Origin of the sequence: uncultured Sphingobacterium sp., assembly GCF_964277905.1 — a bacterium.
Taxonomy (GTDB): Bacteria; Bacteroidota; Bacteroidia; order Sphingobacteriales; family Sphingobacteriaceae; genus Sphingobacterium; species Sphingobacterium siyangense.
In genome coordinates this window covers 108,970-129,294 of the sequence record NZ_CAXYKD010000048.1, presented here as the reverse complement: position 1 = coordinate 129,294, position 20,325 = coordinate 108,970, and the positions used below count along the sequence as shown (strand labels likewise).

Annotated in this window: 11 protein-coding genes; 6 read left to right on the top strand and 5 right to left on the bottom strand. The window is 42.0% G+C overall.

The window, feature by feature from the left end; genetic code table 11:
- Window positions 1–3 precede the first annotated feature (3 nt).
- Genes ACHWSC_RS22245 through ACHWSC_RS22235 form a run of 3 tightly spaced genes read right to left on the bottom strand, consistent with a single transcriptional unit; the run spans window position 4 to window position 5,454 of the window.
- The gene (locus tag ACHWSC_RS22245; RefSeq protein ID WP_046676362.1) at window positions 4–399 is read right to left on the bottom strand and encodes a hypothetical protein; all 396 of its coding nucleotides are present in this window, start codon (window positions 397–399) and stop codon (window positions 4–6) included.
- A 25-nt stretch (window positions 400–424) separates the two neighbouring features.
- The gene (locus ACHWSC_RS22240) at window positions 425–2,257 is read right to left on the bottom strand and encodes a RagB/SusD family nutrient uptake outer membrane protein (protein WP_075991895.1); all 1,833 of its coding nucleotides are present in this window, start codon (window positions 2,255–2,257) and stop codon (window positions 425–427) included.
- An 11-nt stretch (window positions 2,258–2,268) separates the two neighbouring features.
- On the bottom strand, window positions 2,269–5,454 hold the full coding sequence (locus tag ACHWSC_RS22235) for a SusC/RagA family TonB-linked outer membrane protein (protein WP_394678223.1): 3,186 nt from the start codon (window positions 5,452–5,454) through the stop codon (window positions 2,269–2,271).
- A gap of 376 nt (window positions 5,455–5,830) precedes the next feature.
- Here ACHWSC_RS22235 and ACHWSC_RS22230 point away from each other — a divergent pair, with 376 nt between their 5' ends.
- The 6 genes from ACHWSC_RS22230 (at window position 5,831) to ACHWSC_RS22205 (ending at window position 13,087) form a co-directional block, all read left to right on the top strand.
- Window positions 5,831–7,351: a PQQ-dependent sugar dehydrogenase gene (locus tag ACHWSC_RS22230; RefSeq protein WP_394678222.1), complete on the top strand. Its 1,521-nt coding sequence runs from the start codon at window positions 5,831–5,833 to the stop codon at window positions 7,349–7,351.
- Between the two features lie 5 nt (window positions 7,352–7,356).
- Window positions 7,357–8,589, top strand: coding sequence for an Nramp family divalent metal transporter (locus ACHWSC_RS22225; RefSeq protein WP_394678221.1), 1,233 nt, complete (start codon window positions 7,357–7,359; stop codon window positions 8,587–8,589).
- A gap of 7 nt (window positions 8,590–8,596) precedes the next feature.
- Window positions 8,597–9,619 carry an NAD-dependent epimerase/dehydratase family protein gene (locus ACHWSC_RS22220; RefSeq protein WP_394678220.1) on the top strand — a complete coding sequence of 341 codons (1,023 nt, stop codon included), beginning with the start codon at window positions 8,597–8,599 and terminating at the stop codon, window positions 9,617–9,619.
- Window positions 9,619–10,680 carry a dihydrodipicolinate synthase family protein gene (locus tag ACHWSC_RS22215; protein WP_394678219.1) on the top strand — a complete coding sequence of 354 codons (1,062 nt, stop codon included), beginning with the start codon at window positions 9,619–9,621 and terminating at the stop codon, window positions 10,678–10,680. The genes ACHWSC_RS22220 and ACHWSC_RS22215 overlap by 1 nt, the downstream gene beginning before the upstream one ends.
- Before the next feature lie 158 nt (window positions 10,681–10,838).
- Window positions 10,839–11,747 (top strand): helix-turn-helix domain-containing protein, encoded by a 909-nt coding sequence (locus tag ACHWSC_RS22210; protein WP_394678218.1) that lies wholly within the window; start codon window positions 10,839–10,841, stop codon window positions 11,745–11,747.
- Window positions 11,748–11,893: 146 nt separating this feature from the next.
- Complete coding sequence (locus ACHWSC_RS22205) at window positions 11,894–13,087, top strand: MFS transporter (protein WP_394678217.1); 1,194 nt, start codon at window positions 11,894–11,896, stop codon at window positions 13,085–13,087.
- A gap of 261 nt (window positions 13,088–13,348) precedes the next feature.
- Here ACHWSC_RS22205 and ACHWSC_RS22200 read toward each other — a convergent pair whose 3' ends face one another.
- Both ACHWSC_RS22200 and ACHWSC_RS22195 read right to left on the bottom strand, forming a co-directional pair.
- The gene (locus ACHWSC_RS22200) at window positions 13,349–17,524 is read right to left on the bottom strand and encodes a two-component regulator propeller domain-containing protein (protein WP_394678216.1); all 4,176 of its coding nucleotides are present in this window, start codon (window positions 17,522–17,524) and stop codon (window positions 13,349–13,351) included.
- A 62-nt stretch (window positions 17,525–17,586) separates the two neighbouring features.
- Entirely contained in the window at window positions 17,587–20,286 is a 2,700-nt protein-coding gene (locus tag ACHWSC_RS22195) for a glycoside hydrolase family 88 protein (RefSeq protein ID WP_394678215.1), read from the bottom strand.
- Window positions 20,287–20,325: the final 39 nt, after the last annotated feature.

The following is a 20,325-nucleotide window of genomic DNA, read 5'->3' as shown; positions in this document are numbered from 1 at the left end:
TACTTATTTTTGTACTGTCAAATAAACTTTATACGTCTTACGAACCTTTCTATTTCCAGACACGACAGTCCATTCACGTGGCGTATCCAAATTGGAAAAATCTTGTTTTCCTAAAATCTTAGGATCTAACACCGCATCGGTGACCAATGAAAACTGTGGGTATAGATTTTTCAAATCCGTACCGAAGAGCACCTCCACTTTTATGGTTTGCTCAACGGTATCCACCAACGCAGCTTTTGTCCGTACCGTCTGAAAATCGGCGCCCAACAGTTCAAAACTACTGACATAACATTCCGACCTGGTCGTGATCAACAAACCATCCTCATCCATTGGATAATCATCCTTACAACCGGACAAGCTAACGAACAGCATACCGATTAAAAATAATGTATATTTCATTTTATTACAGTCAAGTGTTACCATATTATTTCCAAGGTATATTTTGTGTTAAATTCGGATTCCGCGAACGTTCTGTTTCCGGAATTTGATAGATATAACACTTTTGATAAGTCAATTCAGACTCATTGAAGAAAAAGCGTTCCCAATTATTTCCAAAACTATCCTGGAACCATTTTCCGTCACCATAAGGTTTGCCAAACACTGTTTCCAGTTTACGCCATCTCCTCAAGTCAAATGCGCGCTGTCCTTCGCCAAACAACTCAACAATTCTTTCCTGCTCTATGGCATCAAAAAATGCATCTCGAGACGAGGTTTTAGCTCCAGCAAGCGCAGGTAGGTTACCACGACGCCTGACCTTATTAACCAAATCAATTGCATCCGCCTGTGGACCACCAATCTCATTGGTTGCTTCAGCATACATCAGGTATACGTCAGCAATGCGCATCAAAGGCCAATTGTAATTTCCATCACTACGCGCCACACCGCCATAATTGCGCACAAATTTACGCGATTGTAATCCCGAGAGATTTGTGGTATTATCGGTAAAGGAAGTTTTGTAGGAGACACCGTTAACTGTCACCGCAGCTCCCCAAGTTTTGTAGACAAAGGGAATATAACCTGTGGTCTCCGTAGGGCTCATACTCATAATCAATTCGTAATCCCACAACAAAGTCGCTTTCATACGATAATCGCGATTACGGTACGATTCAGGGTTCACCGCTGAATTTGCCGTAGTACGTGCTGCAGGATTTTTCACTGGATCTAGCTGAACCATCTTTGGCAAGAAATCTCCCGTAATGGTAGATTGGTAACGGTCGGCCAATTCATAGCGCGGAATCGCCTGATTCTGTCCTAAAGACACCAATGGCCCCGTCCATACCCGCTGGTATTCCTCACTTTGTTTTGTTCCCACACCACCATGCGTCAGTACCATGACCATTTCCTCATCTTGGCTCAAGTTGCCCGTAGAAGGTATAAACATATAGTAATAATTTGGGAGCACATCAGCCTTCCCCAATTCACCCCATTGACCTGGATCACCATTTCTAAACATTTTGATGCCAAAATCATTGATCACACGTTTAAAATCCGCAGCGGCCGCAGTATATGCCGTTTTAGCCTCTGCAGCAGATTGTACAAATCCATCCAATTCAGGCCATCCATTTTTCTTCCACGAACCCCAATACAGTTGAAACTTACCACGAAAGGCCAATGCAGCAGGCTTACCGGCACGACCAATTGCAGACCCCTTGTTGGGCAATTTGTCCACCGCATAGTTCAAATCAGCCATAATAGAATCCTTCAGCTGTGCAATCGGCATCCTCCGCACCGTATCAGCCTCTATGGGAGCTGGCGCCGATTTATAAAAATAAGGCACATCACCCCATAGGGAAATCAATCTAAAGTATGCAATGGCGCGCAACAACTTGGCCTCCGCCACAATAGTTTCCAGGGTTTGTTTTACAGCATCAGTTTTTGCTACGGGCAACAAACGCGCATTGGTATTTTCGATCACAAAGTTAGAACTGAATATAGATCCATACAATGCTCTATACATTGCCGATGCACCGGAGCCATAATTCATCGGACTATTGACCGTTAATGAAATAGGCGCCGCTCCAGTATTGTACATTTTAAGGAAATCTCCATGTCCATCAAAATGATAGTCGCGATCAAAACAAGGCCTAAATATGGAATAGTTCGCCATTAAAGCAGCAAGCGCATCATTTTCATCCACCCAGAACGTTTCGGAGCTTGGCGTTGTTGTTGGATTCTGATTCAACAAATCTTTGCGGCACGCGGACAAACCAAGAAGCAGCAAAGAAGAAATAAACAATATGTTATATATCGATTTCATAAGTTCAAATATTATAAGTCTACATTCAGTCCAACTACAAAACTCTTCGTCATCGGATAAGCATCATTGGTATAGGTACTTTTCTCCGGATCTAAGCCTTTAAAGCTCGTCAATACCGCTAAATTATCTACCGAACCAAATACACGTAACTTCTGGATACCCAGCTTCATCAGTAATTCTTTCTTAAAAGTATAGCCAAGCTGCAGATTTTTCACCCTTAAATAAGACATGTTTTGCAGCCAAAATGTGCTCAAATACGCATTTGGACTCGTTGATCCTAATGTACTTGGAAGCAACTTAGGATAATCAGCATCGCGATTGTCCAGGCTCCACATATTATTCCACTGGTCCTCAGTAATAGCCTGATTTGCCGTTCCTAAAAAGTTCGAATTCGCTTTGTTCATCCAAAATTCCTTTCTTCCTGTGGCAGCCTGCAACAGGAAAGAAAAGTCAAAACCTTTATGGTCCACCGAACCTCTAAATCCGTAATTCACCTTTGGTCTACCCAGTTGATAAGCTGGATATGCCACACGGTCATTCGCATCCAATTTGCCATCACCATTGACATCTTTCAACAAAATATCCCCCGGGGAAGCGCCCTGAGGAACAGCATTATAAACATCCTGCCAAGACTGAGCAATGCCCAACGATTCGAAAGCATAGATAAAATTATAAGGCATATCAATAAATACCGAACCTCTTTGCAACTGCTCATTCCAGGACAGCAGCTTGTTCTTGTTATACCCAACATTAAAGTTCAGCATGTAACCCACATCCCCCTTTCGGTCATTCCAGGTAACATTTGCTTCCAGCCCTTTATTCATCATATCACCAATATTACGTCGGGGGGCAGTGAATAAACCCGTCAGATGCATAGATACATCCGAAGGCCTGTTCATACCGATCGTCTTTCTTTCGTAATAATCCAGCTCCGCAGTCAGTTTATTTTTAAAGAATCCAAGATCCAAACCCAAATTAAACACACGTGTCTTTTCCCAGGTAAGGTCATAGTTGATCAGTTTCTTATTGATCAACCCCTTCACAACAGACCCTGTTCCTGTACTATTGTCAATCAAATAATAAGGACTAGAGACCAAAGATTGCTTCTGCTCATACAATCCTACACCACTATTATTTCCCAAAGAACCATAAGAAGCTCTAAATTTGGCCGAACTCATCCTGATCTTTTCCTTAAATGCCGACATAAATACCTCGTCTGAGATCCGCCAGCCCACTGCCGCAGACGGGAAAAAACCATATTGATCACCCGGCAAGAAACGTGAAGAACCATCTACCCGGAAGTTTCCTTCAAACATATACTTTCCGAAGGCCGTATAATTTAATCGTCCAATATAAGAACGCAAACCTTCTGCCGATGATGATCCCGACACATTTTGCACGTCTTCAGAAGCGCCATCAATTTCATGTAAACTAGGGTGCAAACGATCTAAGCGACTACCTGCTAAAACACGATTATTCCAATATTCTTCTGAATACACGGCCAAAGCAGAGAAATCATGGTTAGCGCCAAACTTATGATCGTAACTCAATTTGAAGTTCAGCTGGGTTTTGTAATTGTTCCGGTCTGTATTATATATCCCATCATTTGTCGGCACAAGATCCCGGATAGACAATCCTGTCCGGATGTTATATAATTTTGTCGGCATATCTGCCTTCCATTGAAAACGCGTATCATAATTTAGGGCATAATCCACTTTAGCCTCAAATCCTTTAAATGGCTTCCAGTTTAAATAACCATTCACCAAAGCCTGCTTTTGATTCATGTGGTTCTGGTTGCGCGTCATGTAATCTGCATAAATATTATTGGCCTGCGGACTTTCATTGTAAGACATTGCACCGCCATAAAAACCGGTAATAGGATCATAAGGCAATATACCTGCTGGCGAGGTAAACAAATCCATCCCACTTGTCGAGTTGGCAGTCATACCGTCTTCGTAGTTATAACGGTAATCGGACCAGTTTCCGGAGAACCGGACCCCAGCACCGATGGTATTGGTTACTTTGGTTTCGAAGTTAAATGCGGCATTATAACGTTTAAAATCATTATTGATCTGTATCCCCTTCTCATCCAGCATACCGACAGACAAATAGTAATTATTATTTTCAGTCCCTCCATTAATGGAAACATTATAATTCCCACTTTGACCATTGCGGAGAATAACATCCCACCAATCGGTACTTGGATATAATCTCGGGTCGATCATACTTAAAGCCAACCATTCGTCGATGGTTCCATTCTTAAAATTGAATGCAGATGCGGCCGTATTATAGGCCTGTGCCCTTTGAGTAGCCGTCATTGCTTTCGCATAATTATTGACAAAATCAAAAGAGCGGGTAGGTTTCACCAGCGATTTGTTGGCACTAAAGGAAATAGCCGTCCTACTGTTTCTTTTACCAGACTTTGTCGTGATCAATACAACCCCATTGGCCGCTCTGGAACCGTATACTGCAGCGGAAGAAGCATCTTTTAGTACGGTCACACTTTCAATATCATTCACATTCACACGGTTCATATTGACATCGGGCATTCCATCGACCACGATCAGCGGTCCAGCACTGTTGACCGTCCCCAATCCCCGAATCAAAAGATCCGCTGCATTATTTCCGGCCATTCCGGAGTTTTGACTTACGGCCAAACCAGGAATAACACCTTGCAATGCCTGCGAGGCATTGGAAAGACCCCGACTCGAGGTCGATTGATCAAAATTGACACTGGCCACAGCACCAGTCAAGTTGCCTTTTTTCTGCTTACCATACCCTACCACAACAACCTCATCCAATGCATTTTCACTCGCATCAAGCACCAAAGCCTGCACATCTTTCCCCGACACCACTTTTGTATTAAAACCGATTAACCGAAATTGAATCTGATCTGAAACGGAACCCGTTAATTTAAAACGACCTTCTTGATCCGTAACGGTAACAGTTGCATTTTTAAGGTTACGCACTTCTACACCGGACAGTGGCTGCCCTTTGGTGTCCAGCACCTGCCCGACAAGCTGCTGCTGAAATTTAGCTAAACCCGACGAAGGGTTTAAAACATCCGAGATCGGAATCTTTCCATTGTTAAGGGAAGAAGGTACATTTGCCAATGCAGCCATCGAAATAAAAGGTAGCCCCACCAAAAGGCAACTCCTGTTTATTACATCCCGGATTTTAATCTGCTTTAGTATCATGAATACTCAGGTTAAAGTGGTTAAATAAATGATTTATAAGCTCTTTAGTTTATTGGTATTTTTTCAGGAAACATAACGCTCGACCCTAATATGGTCTAAATTGCATTTCCATAATTATCATAGTGAATACAATAATATATATTTTTTGTATACAATTCAATATTTTTTTTACTTTTTTACAAAAATAGGCTGGCTAACAAGTTCGTGACAATTCCACAACACCGCTCTTTTAGCTGCGTAATTATAAACTAAATCGTATTTAGCCTAGGCTGATAAAATATTTTTGTATACAATTTTACTTATTTTTTGTATATTTATTTTTATTCAACTACATTTGACTAACCAAATAAATCAAAGGAATAACCGTAGATCCTATATGAAAAAACAAACCTATATTTGGCTTGTATCGCTGATCCCGCTACTATCCTCCTGTTCTTTCGAGACGGAAAGAGAAAGTAAGCCAATAAATAACATCCAACTGGAGCACAGCATACTATCGCTATCAAAAGAAGCTACAAAACTCCAAGTGCCATGGGATTTACAATATGACCGGATCAACGATGCCATTCTGTTTTCTGAAATCGGAGGAAGTATACGAAGACTGGATACAAAAACAAAAGCTGTTACTTTGGTGGACAGCCTCACCGACGTTTACCACCAGCGCACGTTGGGACTATTGGGAATGGCGCTGTATCAACCCGAACAGCAACAGGCCTATCTTTACCTTTCTTACACCAGCAAAAAGGACAGTCTCATTTTCTCTAATTTATATCGTTACGATTATAATACGACAGGCAAGTTGTCAAACCCAAAATTGCTTTTACAGATTCCTGGAAACACGGGACACAACGGTTCCAGGGTTATTGTTTCGACAGACAAAAAAGTGTATTGGGCTACAGGAGATGCCGCAAGTGATACCTTTGCGCAAGACAGCACCTCATTAAATGGCAAAATCTTACGCCTCAATCTCGATGGGAGCATCCCAAAAGACAATCCAATTGCAAACAGCTATGTCTATGCGTGGGGATTTCGGAACATGCAGGGACTTACCCATGATGCAAAAGGCTTAATTTACACATCCGAACATGGCGATGCCATCGAGGACGAAATCAACCTGATCCAACCTCTAAAAAATTATGGCTGGCCGCAGATCGAAGGTATGATTGACACGGAAAAGGAAAAAGCTATTGCCAAAAACTCCCCAAAACAGGAGCCCATTAAATCGTGGACTCCAGTCGTTGCACCATCCGGAATGGCGTATTACGGTTCAAATGTTATCCCTGAATGGCAACATAGTCTATTGCTCGCGACTTTAAAAAATCAGTCTTTACGTATCCTGAAATTATCCGCCGATGGTCAACAGATCATCGATGAGAAGATCCTATTCAAAGATCAACTTGGCCGGCTAAGATCCGTATTGACCTTACCCAATGGAGACATTTACTTCTGTTCAAGCAACCGTGACTGGAATCCGCAAAAGGGGTTTCCAAAACCCGATGACGATGTGATCTACCGTCTCCGTATTACCGATAAAGCCTCTGCACCAATGATTAAACCCCTTGCAGCCAACACGGCCAACTCCCCTGCCAAAAGTGGTCAGGCATTATACGAAGCCTATTGCGCATCTTGCCATAAAGCAGATGGAAAAGGACTTACAAATACCTTTCCCCCATTAGCCAATTCATCTCTTGTCAAAGGCGACCCAGCACCGCTATTGCAGGTTATCCTCCATGGACTGAAAGACAAAACAATAAGCAATGTCAAATACGAAAGTGCAATGCCATCTTTTTCATTCCTGAAAAATGAAGAAGTCATTGAAATCACCAATTATATCCGCACACACTTTGGAAATTCTGCACCTAAAATCAACCAACAGCATTTAACCTCATTACGATAAATCTCATGGAAAATAACCTCGAGCCAAAACCCTCTTTATTGAAAAGCTGGCTATCCATCTTGGGTCCCGGCATCATTACCGCCGCCCTGGTTTTCGGGCCCAGCAAAATGACCATTACATCAAAAATGGGCGCAGACTATGGCTTCTCTCTATTATGGGTTGTCGTCGTCGCCATCTTTTTTATGATGGTTTTCACCAATATGGCGGCACGTATCGGTATCGCGAGAGACGAGTCTTTACTTGTTTTAATTCGCCAGAAATTTGGTAAAACAACGTCCATTATCATTGGCCTTGGAATCTTCCTCGTTGCAACCTGTTTTCAATCGGGGAATGCCACAGGTGTCTCTATTTCCGTTTCGGAAGCCACGGGGACAAACCCCAAAATATGGATCATCGTTTTTAATGTAATCGGTATCCTACTGTTGTTCTTCAAGTCTTTCTACGCGCTATTGGAAAAGCTTATGCTTGGACTTATCATCCTGATGTTATTTGCCTTTCTTTCCACCGCGATTATGATAAAGACACCCGCACAGGACTTTTTCTTAGGTTTTATTCCCAGCATCCCACCTTCATCAGTAGGCTTAATAATTGCTTTTACGGCCTCGTGCTTTTCGATTGTGGGTGCATTTTATCAAAGTTATCTTGTTCAATCAAGAAGAAAATTATCGGCCAACAAACAGCGTACCGAACGACAGATAATCGGTAGCCGAATAGGTATTATTATTCTTGGCATCATGAGTGCAGCCGTTATGGTCTGTGCGGCAAATACGCTTCATCCCCAAGGGATCAAGTTAAATTCTGCCGCTGAGATGGGCCGTGCACTGGACCCGCTTTTGGGAACCTATGCTTCACACCTCTTTTTTATCGGTCTCTTCGGTGCCTCCTTTTCCTCCTTGATCGGCAATGCCGTCTTAGGCGGATCCTTACTTGGCGACACCTTTGGCTTCGGCAACGATCTCAATCACCCTAAAGTGAAACTCTTTATTTCTTTGGTCATGATTTTTGGATCTGCCATCGCGCTTATCTTCGGAAATCTTCCCTTGGAGCTTATTGTTTTTGCGCAAAGCATCACCATTTTTTTGGTTCCCTTTATCGGTATTATCCTCTTTCTGATCGCGAACGACAAAGAAATTATGGGCGCACTCAGAAACAGCCCCTTAACGCGATTATGGGCTATACTCGGACTCATATTACTTGTTTTTCTTGCTTTTAGTAATCTCTATAATTTAATCAAATAATTCAGACATGGACCATAACAATTTAGCGGAATTGGAACAGCAGCTGCTTGCACCATCATTAGATCTAATTGAAGATATAAAAAAGATACAAGGTGATATCCTTTTCCTAGGTATTGGCGGAAAAATGGGGCCAAGCATGGCAAAACTAACCATGCGGGCCATTCAAGCTGCAGGAATAGACAAAAAGGTCATTGGTGTTTCGCGTTTTTCAACCAAGGAACTTCAACAGGAACTGGAGGATCTAGGCATAAAGACAATCGCCTGTGACCTACTGAATGAGGAAGAACTCAAAAAGATCCCGCAGGTTCCGAACGTCATTTACCTCGCAGGACATAAATTCGGCACTACAGGAAATGAAGATTTTACCTGGGCAATGAATACGTATCTTCCCGGAATGGTGGCTTCTCATTTTCAAGATTCCAACATTGTTGCTTTTTCTTCGGGTAACGTACTTCCATTTGTACCGATAAGCAATGGCGGCGTTTCTGAGGAAAGAACTCCGGAGCCTGTCGGCGAATACGCGCAATCCTGTTTGGGGAGAGAGCGGATATTCGAGTATTTTTCGAAGAAAAACGGTACACCTACCCTGATCTACCGATTGAATTATGCGGTGGATTTTCGCTACGGTGTGCTCGTAGAAATTGCCAAATCGGTCAAAGGGCAGCTCCCGATAGATTTGACAACCGAAAACGTCAACGTCATCTGGCAGGGAGATGCCAACGAAATTGCCTTAAGATCATTACTGCACTGTCAGTCTCCAGCCAAAATACTGAATGTCACGGGACCTGAAATCCTTTCTACACGATGGATCGCAGAGCGGTTTGCCGAGCATTTCAACACCAGGCCGATATTTGTAAATGAACCCGCCGGAACCGCTTTACTCAACAATGCCTCCGAATGCCATCGTTTGTTTGGCTATCCGAAAACAACCATACGCGAAGCGATAGACATTACAGCCAAATGGTTGACCCAAGGCGGCGAACTATGGAATAAGGACACGCATTTTCAAGAACGAAAAGGAAAATTCTAATGAACACTTTAGACAACAAATTACAACAGTTGCTTTGGGAAGGGACGGTAATTCCGGCACACCCCCTTGCCTTAAATGAGGACCGCAGCATTGACGAGGCACATCAACGGCTCCTGACTCAATATTACATAGCCAGTGGAGCCGGTGGAATCGCCGTAGCTGTACATTCAACCCAATTCGAAATCCGTGACCCCGAGATCAACCTTTTTGAAACTGTATTGAGATGGGCTAGCGAAGAAGTCGAGAAAGCGGAACTCCAACGACCATTTATCAAAATTGCAGGCATCTGCGGTGCCACAGATCAAGCGGTACAGGAGGCAACGACTGCACTTAAATACGGTTATGATATCGGACTTTTGAGTATGGGCGGCCTGCAGAGCTGGACGGAAAATGCCATATTAGATCGAGTCAGAGCAATAGCAGCCATTATTCCTGTCTTTGGATTCTATCTTCAACCCGCCGTTGGTGGCCGTATTTTCTCCTATTCCTTTTGGCAGCAGTTTGCCGAAATCGACAGCGTCGTCGCTATCAAATGTGCGTCGTTCAACCGCTACCAGACATTAGACGTTATGCGTGCTATAGCGAACTCCAGCCGGCGAAATCAAATTGCCATGTACACGGGCAATGATGACAATATTGTCAACGATCTGATGAGCGTGTATAATTTCCCTGTAGCGGGAGAAAACGTCGCCATAGAATTTAAAGGTGGACTATTAGGCCATTGGGCTGTTTGGACGGCAAAAGCTGTTGAACTCCTTCAGGAAATAAAAACATACAAACAGAACCCCAATAACCTCCATGCGAGTCATCTCCTAAGCAAAGCGATTGCTGTAACAGACAGTAATGCAGCTTTTTTTGACCCAGCAAATGCATTCCATGGCTGTATACCAGGCTTACATGAGGTGCTCCGCAGACAAGGTCTGATGAAGGGTATCTGGTGTCTAAACCCCGACGAAAATCTATCCATCGGACAGCGAGAAGAAATTGATCGTGTATATAAAGACTACCCAGACTTAAACGACGATGAATTTGTCAAGGAATTTTTAAAATCGAGATCCTAATAATCGCTTCCTTTTATAAGGTCTCATCACTCGGGCTAGTCATGGCTGACGACGTGATGGGACCTTTCTTTTTCTTCCAATTCATATTTTACGAATCAATGACCGATTAGGAGAAATAGTACGTCGCATGAAATGTTTGATTTTTATAACTTTGTATCATGGCAACCTCCGAAAATATTATTGATTTCTATCAACGGGTATTTCGAGAATCCAATTACCCAATTGGCTCCTCGCCCGAACAAATTTCTCATTTTAACGTATTTTCACGTGAGCATTGTCCTTTAAAATCACCTTACAACAGAAAAGATTACTTCAAAATATCCCTCATGATCGGCCAGGGTCAATTGCACTATGGCGATCAATGGATCCCTATTGACCGTCCCGCACTTGTATTTTCAAGTCCGCTCGTTCCCTACTCTTGGGAAACAGACAATCCGGATCAAAAGGGATGGTTCTGTCTTTTTACACAAAAATTCATTCAGGAAGACAAACATTATAACCATAACATTCTCGAAAGTCATTTTTTCAACCCAAGTGGTAGCCCGGTCTATTTCTTAACGAACGAGCAGGTCGATCTTTTCGATCACATTTTTCAGCGTATGAATACGGAACTACGATCTGATTTTTCGTTCAAATATGAAATTATCCGAAATCAGTTACAGTTACTCGTTTTAGAAACGTTAAAACTAGCGCCAAATGAGGGTATATCACCTTACCAAAACGCAAATCAGCGTATTTCCCATCTTTTCCTAGAACTATTGGAACGTCAATTTCCGATTGACACCGAAAATTTACTTCGTTTTAAAAATGCAACGGATTACGCGCAACAGCTCAACATCCATGTCAATTCGCTAAACAGGGCTTTGAAACAAAATACAGGAAAAACTACGCAAGAACTCATCGCACTGCGCATCACACAGGAAGCAAAGGCACTCCTTCAACATAGCAGCTGGAACATCAATGAAATCGCTTATGCCTTAGGCTTTGAAGAACCGGCGAACTTCAGTAATTATTTCAAAAAACATGCTGGTGTACCACCTTTAGCCTTCCGCAATAAGTCTGTTTGATTTTCACAATAATTTGTTTGAATTCTATATCTTTCGAAACAGGCAATGAAGCTACTTTTGTCGACATCATATTTACATGGCCAAAGAGAAAAAAGTGGCTGGCAGCATAAACGTCCATAGAGACGGGAAATTTAAAAAATTACAGGATGGAAAAAAACACTAAACCACAGCAATCTTTTATCCCGACGATACTAGCATTTGCACTTGTTCCGATTACGGGACTTGCCACCGACATTTATCTTCCGTCGATGCCACAAATGGCCCAGGAGCTTGGCTTGAACGAAAGCAAAATCCAGTTAACACTTTCGCTTTTTCTAATCAGCTATGGTGTTGCTCAGTTCTTTACAGGAGCATTAGTTGACGCTTGGGGAAGATATCGCATCAACCTGATATCTCTTTTCCTTTTCATTGTCAGTTTCTGGATCACAGCAAGCACGCAAGATATTTGGGTTATTTACCTCATGCGCATCCTTCAGGGAATCTTATCGGCATTTGTGGTCATATCAAAACGAGCCTATTTTGTGGATGTCTATGAAGGCGAGCAGCGCAAACACTACCTCAGCATTATGACCATCGTCTGGTCTATCGGGCCGATTGTCGCTCCTTTTATTGGCGGCTATCTCCAAACACAATTTGGTTGGCGTTCTAACTTTATGGTTCTAGCCGTTTACAGTGCCATACTTTTCATCCTTGAACTGATCTTTTCTGGCGAAACAATCAAACAGAAAAAACCACTCCATATCAACTACCTGATCGGCGAATTTAAAATGATGCTTAAAAGCAACGATTTTACGTTCGGTATAGTCATGTGCGGCATATCCTACGGTCTCGTCATGTTCTACAATCTCAGTGGTCCCTTTTTTATTGAACATCAACTGGGATATAGTGCGATTACAACCGGTTATACCTCACTTATTATGGGCTTAGCTTGGATGTGTGGTGGTTTTATTGGTAAAGCCCTTATTAAAAGAGCCTTGGTCCCAAAGTTGAGAATCGCCAATTTTATTCAGATCAGCCTGATTGTCTGTATGCTGATCGTTTCACCTTACCTGTCAAACCTATATACATTAACATTTTTCGCATTTGCTGTACATTGCACTGCAGGATTTATCTTTAACAATTATTTTAGCTACTGTTTGGGTAGGTTTCCATTGTCGGCAGGTATTGCCGGTGGACTGGTTGGCGGAATTACCTACCTCCTTACCTCTTCACTCAGTTACATTACCGTAAGCTTGGTAAACCCTTCTTCGCAGTTTCAGATTGGATTAGGCTACGGCATATTTGCGCTGTTGGGATTGACCATTTTATACGTTATTCATAAGCTGGTCAAAAGCGTATAAGCTATGCGCTGGTTCTTCCAGCGACAGAGCAACAACAACCTGTAGCTGACTAGCCACAAAACAGTTTTTAAAAGGTGAATTATTTTTAAAATAGTATTAAAAACAACTATATTTGTTGCATCATAATTTAGGTTTATAATTGGTTATTGAAGGTTTTCATTCTCCCCGTTTGAAAACCTTTTTTTTTGCCTGCAAAAAAAACTTCGGTCTGCTTTTAGGACTGCTGATGCTTACCAAATTAGGAAGACCTTTGCTTATTTCTTAATTGCTACTTTCCTTGATACCGAATTTTTCAACATAGGTACGTGGACTCTCCTTATAGAATTTCTTAAATGTTTTGCTAAAATACTTTGGATCATTGAACCCAACCTGATAAGCCACCTCACTGATACTCAAACCAGTATCGTTCACTAAAATATAGGCTGCTTTCTTAAGACGTACCATATTAATAAATTCAACCAAATTCAGTCCCGTTTGCTGCTTAATCTTGCGGTACAAAACAGAGCGGCTCACGCCGATGGCTTTTGTAAGATCCTGCACTCCAAAATCTTCACAGCCCAGATTTTCTTCGACAACCTTCAATACCTGATCCAAGAAACGAGTTCTTTCAGGCAGATCTGTTCCCTGTGCTCCAAGAAGATAATTCTGCACAAATTTTTCCTCCAATCGTTTCCGCGTCTGTATGATGTTTGAAATTTTCTGAATGAGATGCGGCATGCTGAAGGGCTTGGTAATGTAATCATCTGTACCGATTTCAAACGCTTCTGTGATATAAGGATCAGCTGTACGGGCTGTCAAAAGAATCACAGGAATATGATTTGAACTACTATCGTTTTTAATCTGCTGCAAAAGTGTGATTCCATCACAGTTGGGCATCGTTACATCTGAAATGATAATATCGGGCTGTCTTGCTTGCACCAATTCCAGCGCCTCAATACCATCATTAGCTTCTAAAACAATATATTTTTTTCTTAAGTTTTCACATAGAAAACAACGAAGCTCCACATTGTCCTCGGCAACAAGTATGATTGGCTTATCTTCATCCGATACAGAAGGCTCTATTTCTGTTTTTATAGCATCCACATGTGGCATATCGGCATCTGTAGGGTCTGAGCATACCGTCGCTACAGTACCGTCTAAAACCATGAGTTCTTCGATGCGGACATTCCCTTGTGGCAGGCTGATCCGAAATACTGTATTGAAGTCTGCCGGCTCATGTGCCATATTACTTTCAACAGTGAGTTTTCCGCCGTGCAGATGTATGATCGAACGACAAAGTGCCAAACCTATTCCGCCATTGGTAGCCGACAGGCCTTTTGCATTGGCCTGATAAAATTGTTCGAATACAAAAGGTATATCTTTGGCTGGGATTCCACGCCCAGAATCCCAAACGGAAACAAGCAATTTCTCCAACTCGCCTTCCCCTTCTAGCTCAACCTGTATCTTTATTTTACCCCCCTTGTCCGTAAATTTAAACGCATTATAAATCAAATTGACAAGGACTTTTTCAAATTGCTCCGGATCAAAACCTCCAACATAATCAGGGCTTACCTTATTATCCAGGAAAAACTGAATGTTATTTTTCTCGGCAATAAAGTGAAAATTCTGGCGAATGTTTTCCAAATACGTAGCAACATGAACCTTTTGGCAAAACAATTTCATCTTTCCGCCTTCATGTTTTCTGAAATCAAGCAGCTGATTAACCAGATTCATCAAGCGATCCGCATTTCTTGTTGCATAACCGAGGTGCTTCTGTGCATATGCTGAAAGCGAGCGATCGTCTTTTAATTGATTTAACGGTCCAATAATTAATGACAATGGCGTACGGAATTCATGGGAGATATTGGTAAAGAAATTCAGTTTTGCTTCATGAAGCTCCTCCTGTTTTTCCGAATCTATTTTCCGAATCAAAAGGTCTTGTTTCAATTTGTTTCTACCGTGGAAAAATCGGATAACCAAAAAACTGGCCGCAGCAAAAAGAAGAAAATAGCCGCTATAAGCCCACCATGTCCTCCATGGCGCTGGCAGCACTTTAATCTTCAAGACCGTTGCTTTTTCGTTCCATACCCCGTCGTTGTTGGCCCCTTTTACCCAAAGCTCGTAAGTACCGGGGTCTAAATTAGTATAAGTAGCCACGGGATTGCTCACATAATTCCAGTCTTGGTCAAAGCCTTTTAGATAATAAGCATATTGATTTTTCTCCGGATGAACATAATTCAATACACTGAATTCCAAACTAAAAACATTTTGATTGTGATCAAGAATTAATTCATCCATCATGGATATATCTTTAGGAATAACACCATCGAGGCCCGGGAGAACTGTTTTATTGAATAATTTCAACTCCGTAAACTGAATGGGGGGAATGTAATTATTGACACTTAAACTATCCGGATTAAATAGGGTGAAGCCCGAGAAGCTTCCAAAGGCAAGTTTTCCGTCCCGCAACATTGCTGCTGCATTTTGAATATACTCGTTACCAGGAAGACCATCGATCTTCGTATAGGTTCGTACATGACCAGATAGGGGATCGAAACAAGAAATTCCTGTATTTGTGCTCAACCACAATTTGTTTTTCAGATCACTTAGAATAGCAAAAACATTGTTGATCGGTAATCCGTTTCGCTCATTAAACCTTTTGAACGCTTTCTTCTCTGGAAGATAACGATTCAGCCCGCCCATATACGTACCGATCCAAATATGTCCTTTCCGATCTTCATGGATGCTCACAATATCATTTCCGCTAATTGAAAGGGAATCCTTCTTATCATTCAGAAAGGAAACAAATTTATCGGTCCCTGCTAATTTTAGATTTAAACCATTTGAAGTACCAATCCATAGATTACCTTTTGAATCCTCTAGTAAAGCACGCACCATATTGGAACTCAACTGCTTTCTTGCAACGTTAAATGTCTGGAAAGTTCCTACTTTCTGGTTTTTACGAAGTACCTGTAGCCCTCCGCCAAAAGTGCCAATCCAAATATCGCCATTGCGATCCTCTAAGATCGCATACACATTATTATTTGCCAGGCCATTACTTACATTGGGATCGAAACGAAAATGTTCATAGCCTTGCTGCCCCTTTCGTCTTAAATTCAACCCACCATCATAAGTACCTACCCATAAATTCCCTTCCTTATCCAAACAGATAGACTTCACATTATTATGACTTAGGCCATTCAGGTTATTTTTATCGTGACGTTCACTAAAAAAAGAATTCGTACGCCGATTAAAATAATTTAATCCTCCACCCTCAGTTCCAATCACCAGTTCTCCCATAGCATTTTCAACAAATGCACTCACCACATTGTAACTTAAGCTATTGCGTTTAGATTGATGGGTGAAATTCTGAAAATTAGGAATATCCTTATCATAAATATTAACCCCTCCAAAATAGGTTCCAATCCAAATAGACCCCCGCTTATCTTGAAATATAGGGCGAATGGAATTATTGCTTAAGCTATTGGGATTTCCATCGTCTGCCTGGATAAAAAGCAATTTTCCGTTTTGATAAACATATAGGCCATTGAATGTTCCAATCCAAATCTTTCCATCATCTGTTTTTTTTAAGGAGCGCACATCTTGATTGGCCAAACCTGTATGATTTCCCTCTTCGGTTAACGAGGATATTTGGTCTGTATTCTCATTGATAATCCGAATACCATTATATTTTGTACCTACCCAAAATATACCTGGGCTAACCTCCAAAACCGCCTGAAACCGTTGGTTAACCTTATTATCTACCGATTTCTCTTTAAAGTAAGTCCGTAGCACCTTTAAGCTATTTCCATCTTTCGATGCGGCTTGCATGAGTACAATGGCATCATCGGTACAAAACCATAATCGCTTTCTGCGATCCTCATACATGGTTCGAAAATTACGATAGTATTCTTTTCCCTGGCTTCTTTCAACGGTAATCTCATTGAAGACCAATTCCGCTTCGGGATGCCGGCCCTCTTTAATCTTGTACAAGCCTATATTTGTCGCAATCCAAATCTTACCGTTGGAATCCTGAAAAATCTGGTGAACGTTGACATCCATTTTCCCACTGCTACTCTCTACCGTAGGTAATGGTATACGGATAAAATTGTCTGATTCTCGATTGTATAAATTCAGACCTGTCATTGTCCCTATCCAAAGCCGCCTTTTGTTATCTTCCGTAATCGCTTGAATAAAGTTGTGCTCTAAGGAAAGGCTATCTTGCGGATTACTGCGATAAATCGTAAACTTTCGGGCGTCGTATTTATTTAAGCCATCACGGGTACCGATCCACATAAAACCCAAATGATCTTGGGCTATAGCGAAAACGCTGCCTTGAGACAAACCTTCGTTGACATCCAAGTGTAAAAAACGATAGTTTTTTTCCTGCGCATGCAAAACAGAAATTAAAGCTAACGCACAGCAAAAACAGCGCATAAAAACACGTAATGGCATCATAAGGTATATAATTGAAATGGATGATAAAAATAATCATTCCATTGAATAAATACGAACAAGAATCACTTTAATCGATCTTTTAATTGTTGCTCATAAAGTGAGCCTATCAACATTATTCTGTTTTGATTTTCCCAGTAACCAGCATTTCTATTTTTCAATCTTCCAGCTACTTTTTCTCCCTTTATTCCTATGGCAAAATTTTGTCCGGAAGCCCAGGGCTGTTGTACTGCGGCACTTTTGACCGTACAATTCCATAAAACTTGTGTCACCCCGGCCCAACCATGTCCACTTCCCCAGTTACCCCGGTCTTGAACATTAATTTCACCATCCGTTACGATTTGATCGTATAAGGTTCCAACAGCCCATCGATGATGTGGACCGATATCCGCATGTGTTCGCTCCGCGCTAGAAAGGCTAAAAACGTTTGGACCGAGGGTCCTAGCCCCTGTTACGTAATCATGGCGTCCTTCCGTGGTATAAAGTTCTTTAAATAAATTAAGCTGACCGTCATTATTGAATGAATACCTTCGGCCACCTGTAATTTGAGATTTTCCATCCAGACACCGCGACTTCATTACTGTAATCTGTTTGGCAAAAGCGCCAAGGCTCACCGCTGCATAGCCAAAATAACGCGCGGTGATATTGCGCACCCAACCATTCGCTATTTTATCCATATCAATTGCAATCCAGCCGTGGTTTTCGTCTTCATCATTTACAAAATCGGATTCGAAACGTATATTTTCGATTCCAACTTCACTTATACGTCCGTCAAAGGTGTAAGGAATGACAGCCACTTTTCCATATCTCGGATCAATCGCCATCACCAAGGGATTATCAAAAAAGACAGAGTCACCTTTAATGGCCAAAATAGTACGTTCAAAATTTAGCTTATATTCCCGCGCGGTCCATTGTTTCGTCCCTTCTCTTTTTTCAATTTGGTTCATTCGAAGCGCTTCGATCCAGGCGTCGTTCATCTCATACGAGAGCAGTACCTGCTCGCCCACTTTCCTTTCCTTCGCATGATCGATTAGGACATATTTGGCCCCTACAGGTCCATATCCATTCTTAACAAACTGTTTTCTAGCCTGGTCCACTGAATAACTACCTGTACCTGAAATCTTCAATAAGCTCCGTTGGTGCGGACCTGTGGCTTTAAGCAGGGTTTGTCCTATAGCATCGCCCTCCCCTCTCAACACGACACCGCTGGCATGAATTTCCAGGCTTCCAGGTATATTGTACAGGCCTTTTTTCAGCAAAATAGCGCCTCTATAACCGTTTTTATCAAGTGGTTTTGCAGATACAGCATCGATAGCCTGCTGTATAATTTGTTGATCATCGCCATTTACGCTGGGTTTTACAGTAATCACAACAGGAACATTGGGCAGCTTTTGATCACCTTGATGGTAGCCCACATGGCTAAAGTCGGGGATTACGTTTCCCCGTGCATCTGGAAAATAGATCAGTTGTCCCGCTGGATTTTTCCGGACCAGATCCGATTGAACTTTTCCGGACTGTAGATCTTCTTGCCGATGCAGTGCTTCCAAAAAGTAATAATCGGCATAACTCAAAGGTTTATCCACTTCAGTATTGGAAGGTTTCGATCCTGTACTGTGTAATAATATAAAACCTTTACTTTTATTTGGCGGCGACATGTAATTGTCTATCAGGTTCGCCAATATGGTCTGCGCTTTTGCACGATAATCTTTCCCTTGGTTGCTATACGTGCTTAATTCCAACAGCCCCGACGCTATGACTGTCGCTGCCGACACATCCCTTGGTTCATTTGGAATATGAGGCGCATCGAAATCCCAATAAGGGATCAGGTCTTTCGGCATATTGGGATGTGCAAACAGCCAATGCGCAACTTTTTCGGCTTGCTGCAGATATTTCGGATCTCCTGTTTCTCTGTAACACATCGTATAGCCATACAGTGCCCAGGCCTCTCCCCGCGACCATGTCGATTCATCACTTAAGCCCTGATGGGTGTTTTTATGCTGCACAGCTCCTGTTTTCGGATTGTAGTCTATTACATGATAGGTGCTGTAATCTGGCCTAAAATGATTTTTTAGCGTTGTATTGGCGTGGCTCACCGCAATATGATAATAAGTAGAATCTCCAGTGAGTTTGGTTGCTTCAAACAGCAATTCTAGATTGAGCATATTATCGATGATGACCGGAAAATCCCAGCGATGACTATTGTGATCCCACGAACGTATACAGCCGACTGTCGGATTGAAGCGGGTTGCCAGCGTTTTGGCTGCCTGAACAAGCACCTCCCGGTATTGTGGATTTGCGGTTAACCGATAACCGTTTCCTACACTACAGTAGACCTTAAAGCCCATGTCATGGGTCTTTCCATTAAATTGCTCCGCTTCGATCGACCTTGTCGTTTCTGAAGCAAGATCCCTCCATTTTTGTTTTCCCGATTTTTCGTAGAGATACCACAGGACGCCAGGAAAAAAACCACTGGTCCAGTCCCCCCTTTTCACGGCAACCAGTTCGTTATCTGAGGAAAGCGTACGTGGCGATACCAAGGATGAATCACTTTTTTTCAAGAGCTGCAATTCTTTATAAAGTAGCTGAGCTTGTTGATCTGCAAGCCCCCAAGCTTTTTGCAGCTGCTTTGTACTCTGTGCCTCAACATGTTGAAAAGCGCATAAAATTCCGGTCAAAAATAGTGCTTTGGCCACGGATGGCCATTTTAAATTTCGAAAGCGCAAAAAGAGGGCATATCTTCGCAAAGACGTAGCATTAACATTCATGTTATCTGTAGGTTTTTAAGGTGAAATGGTTAAGTTATT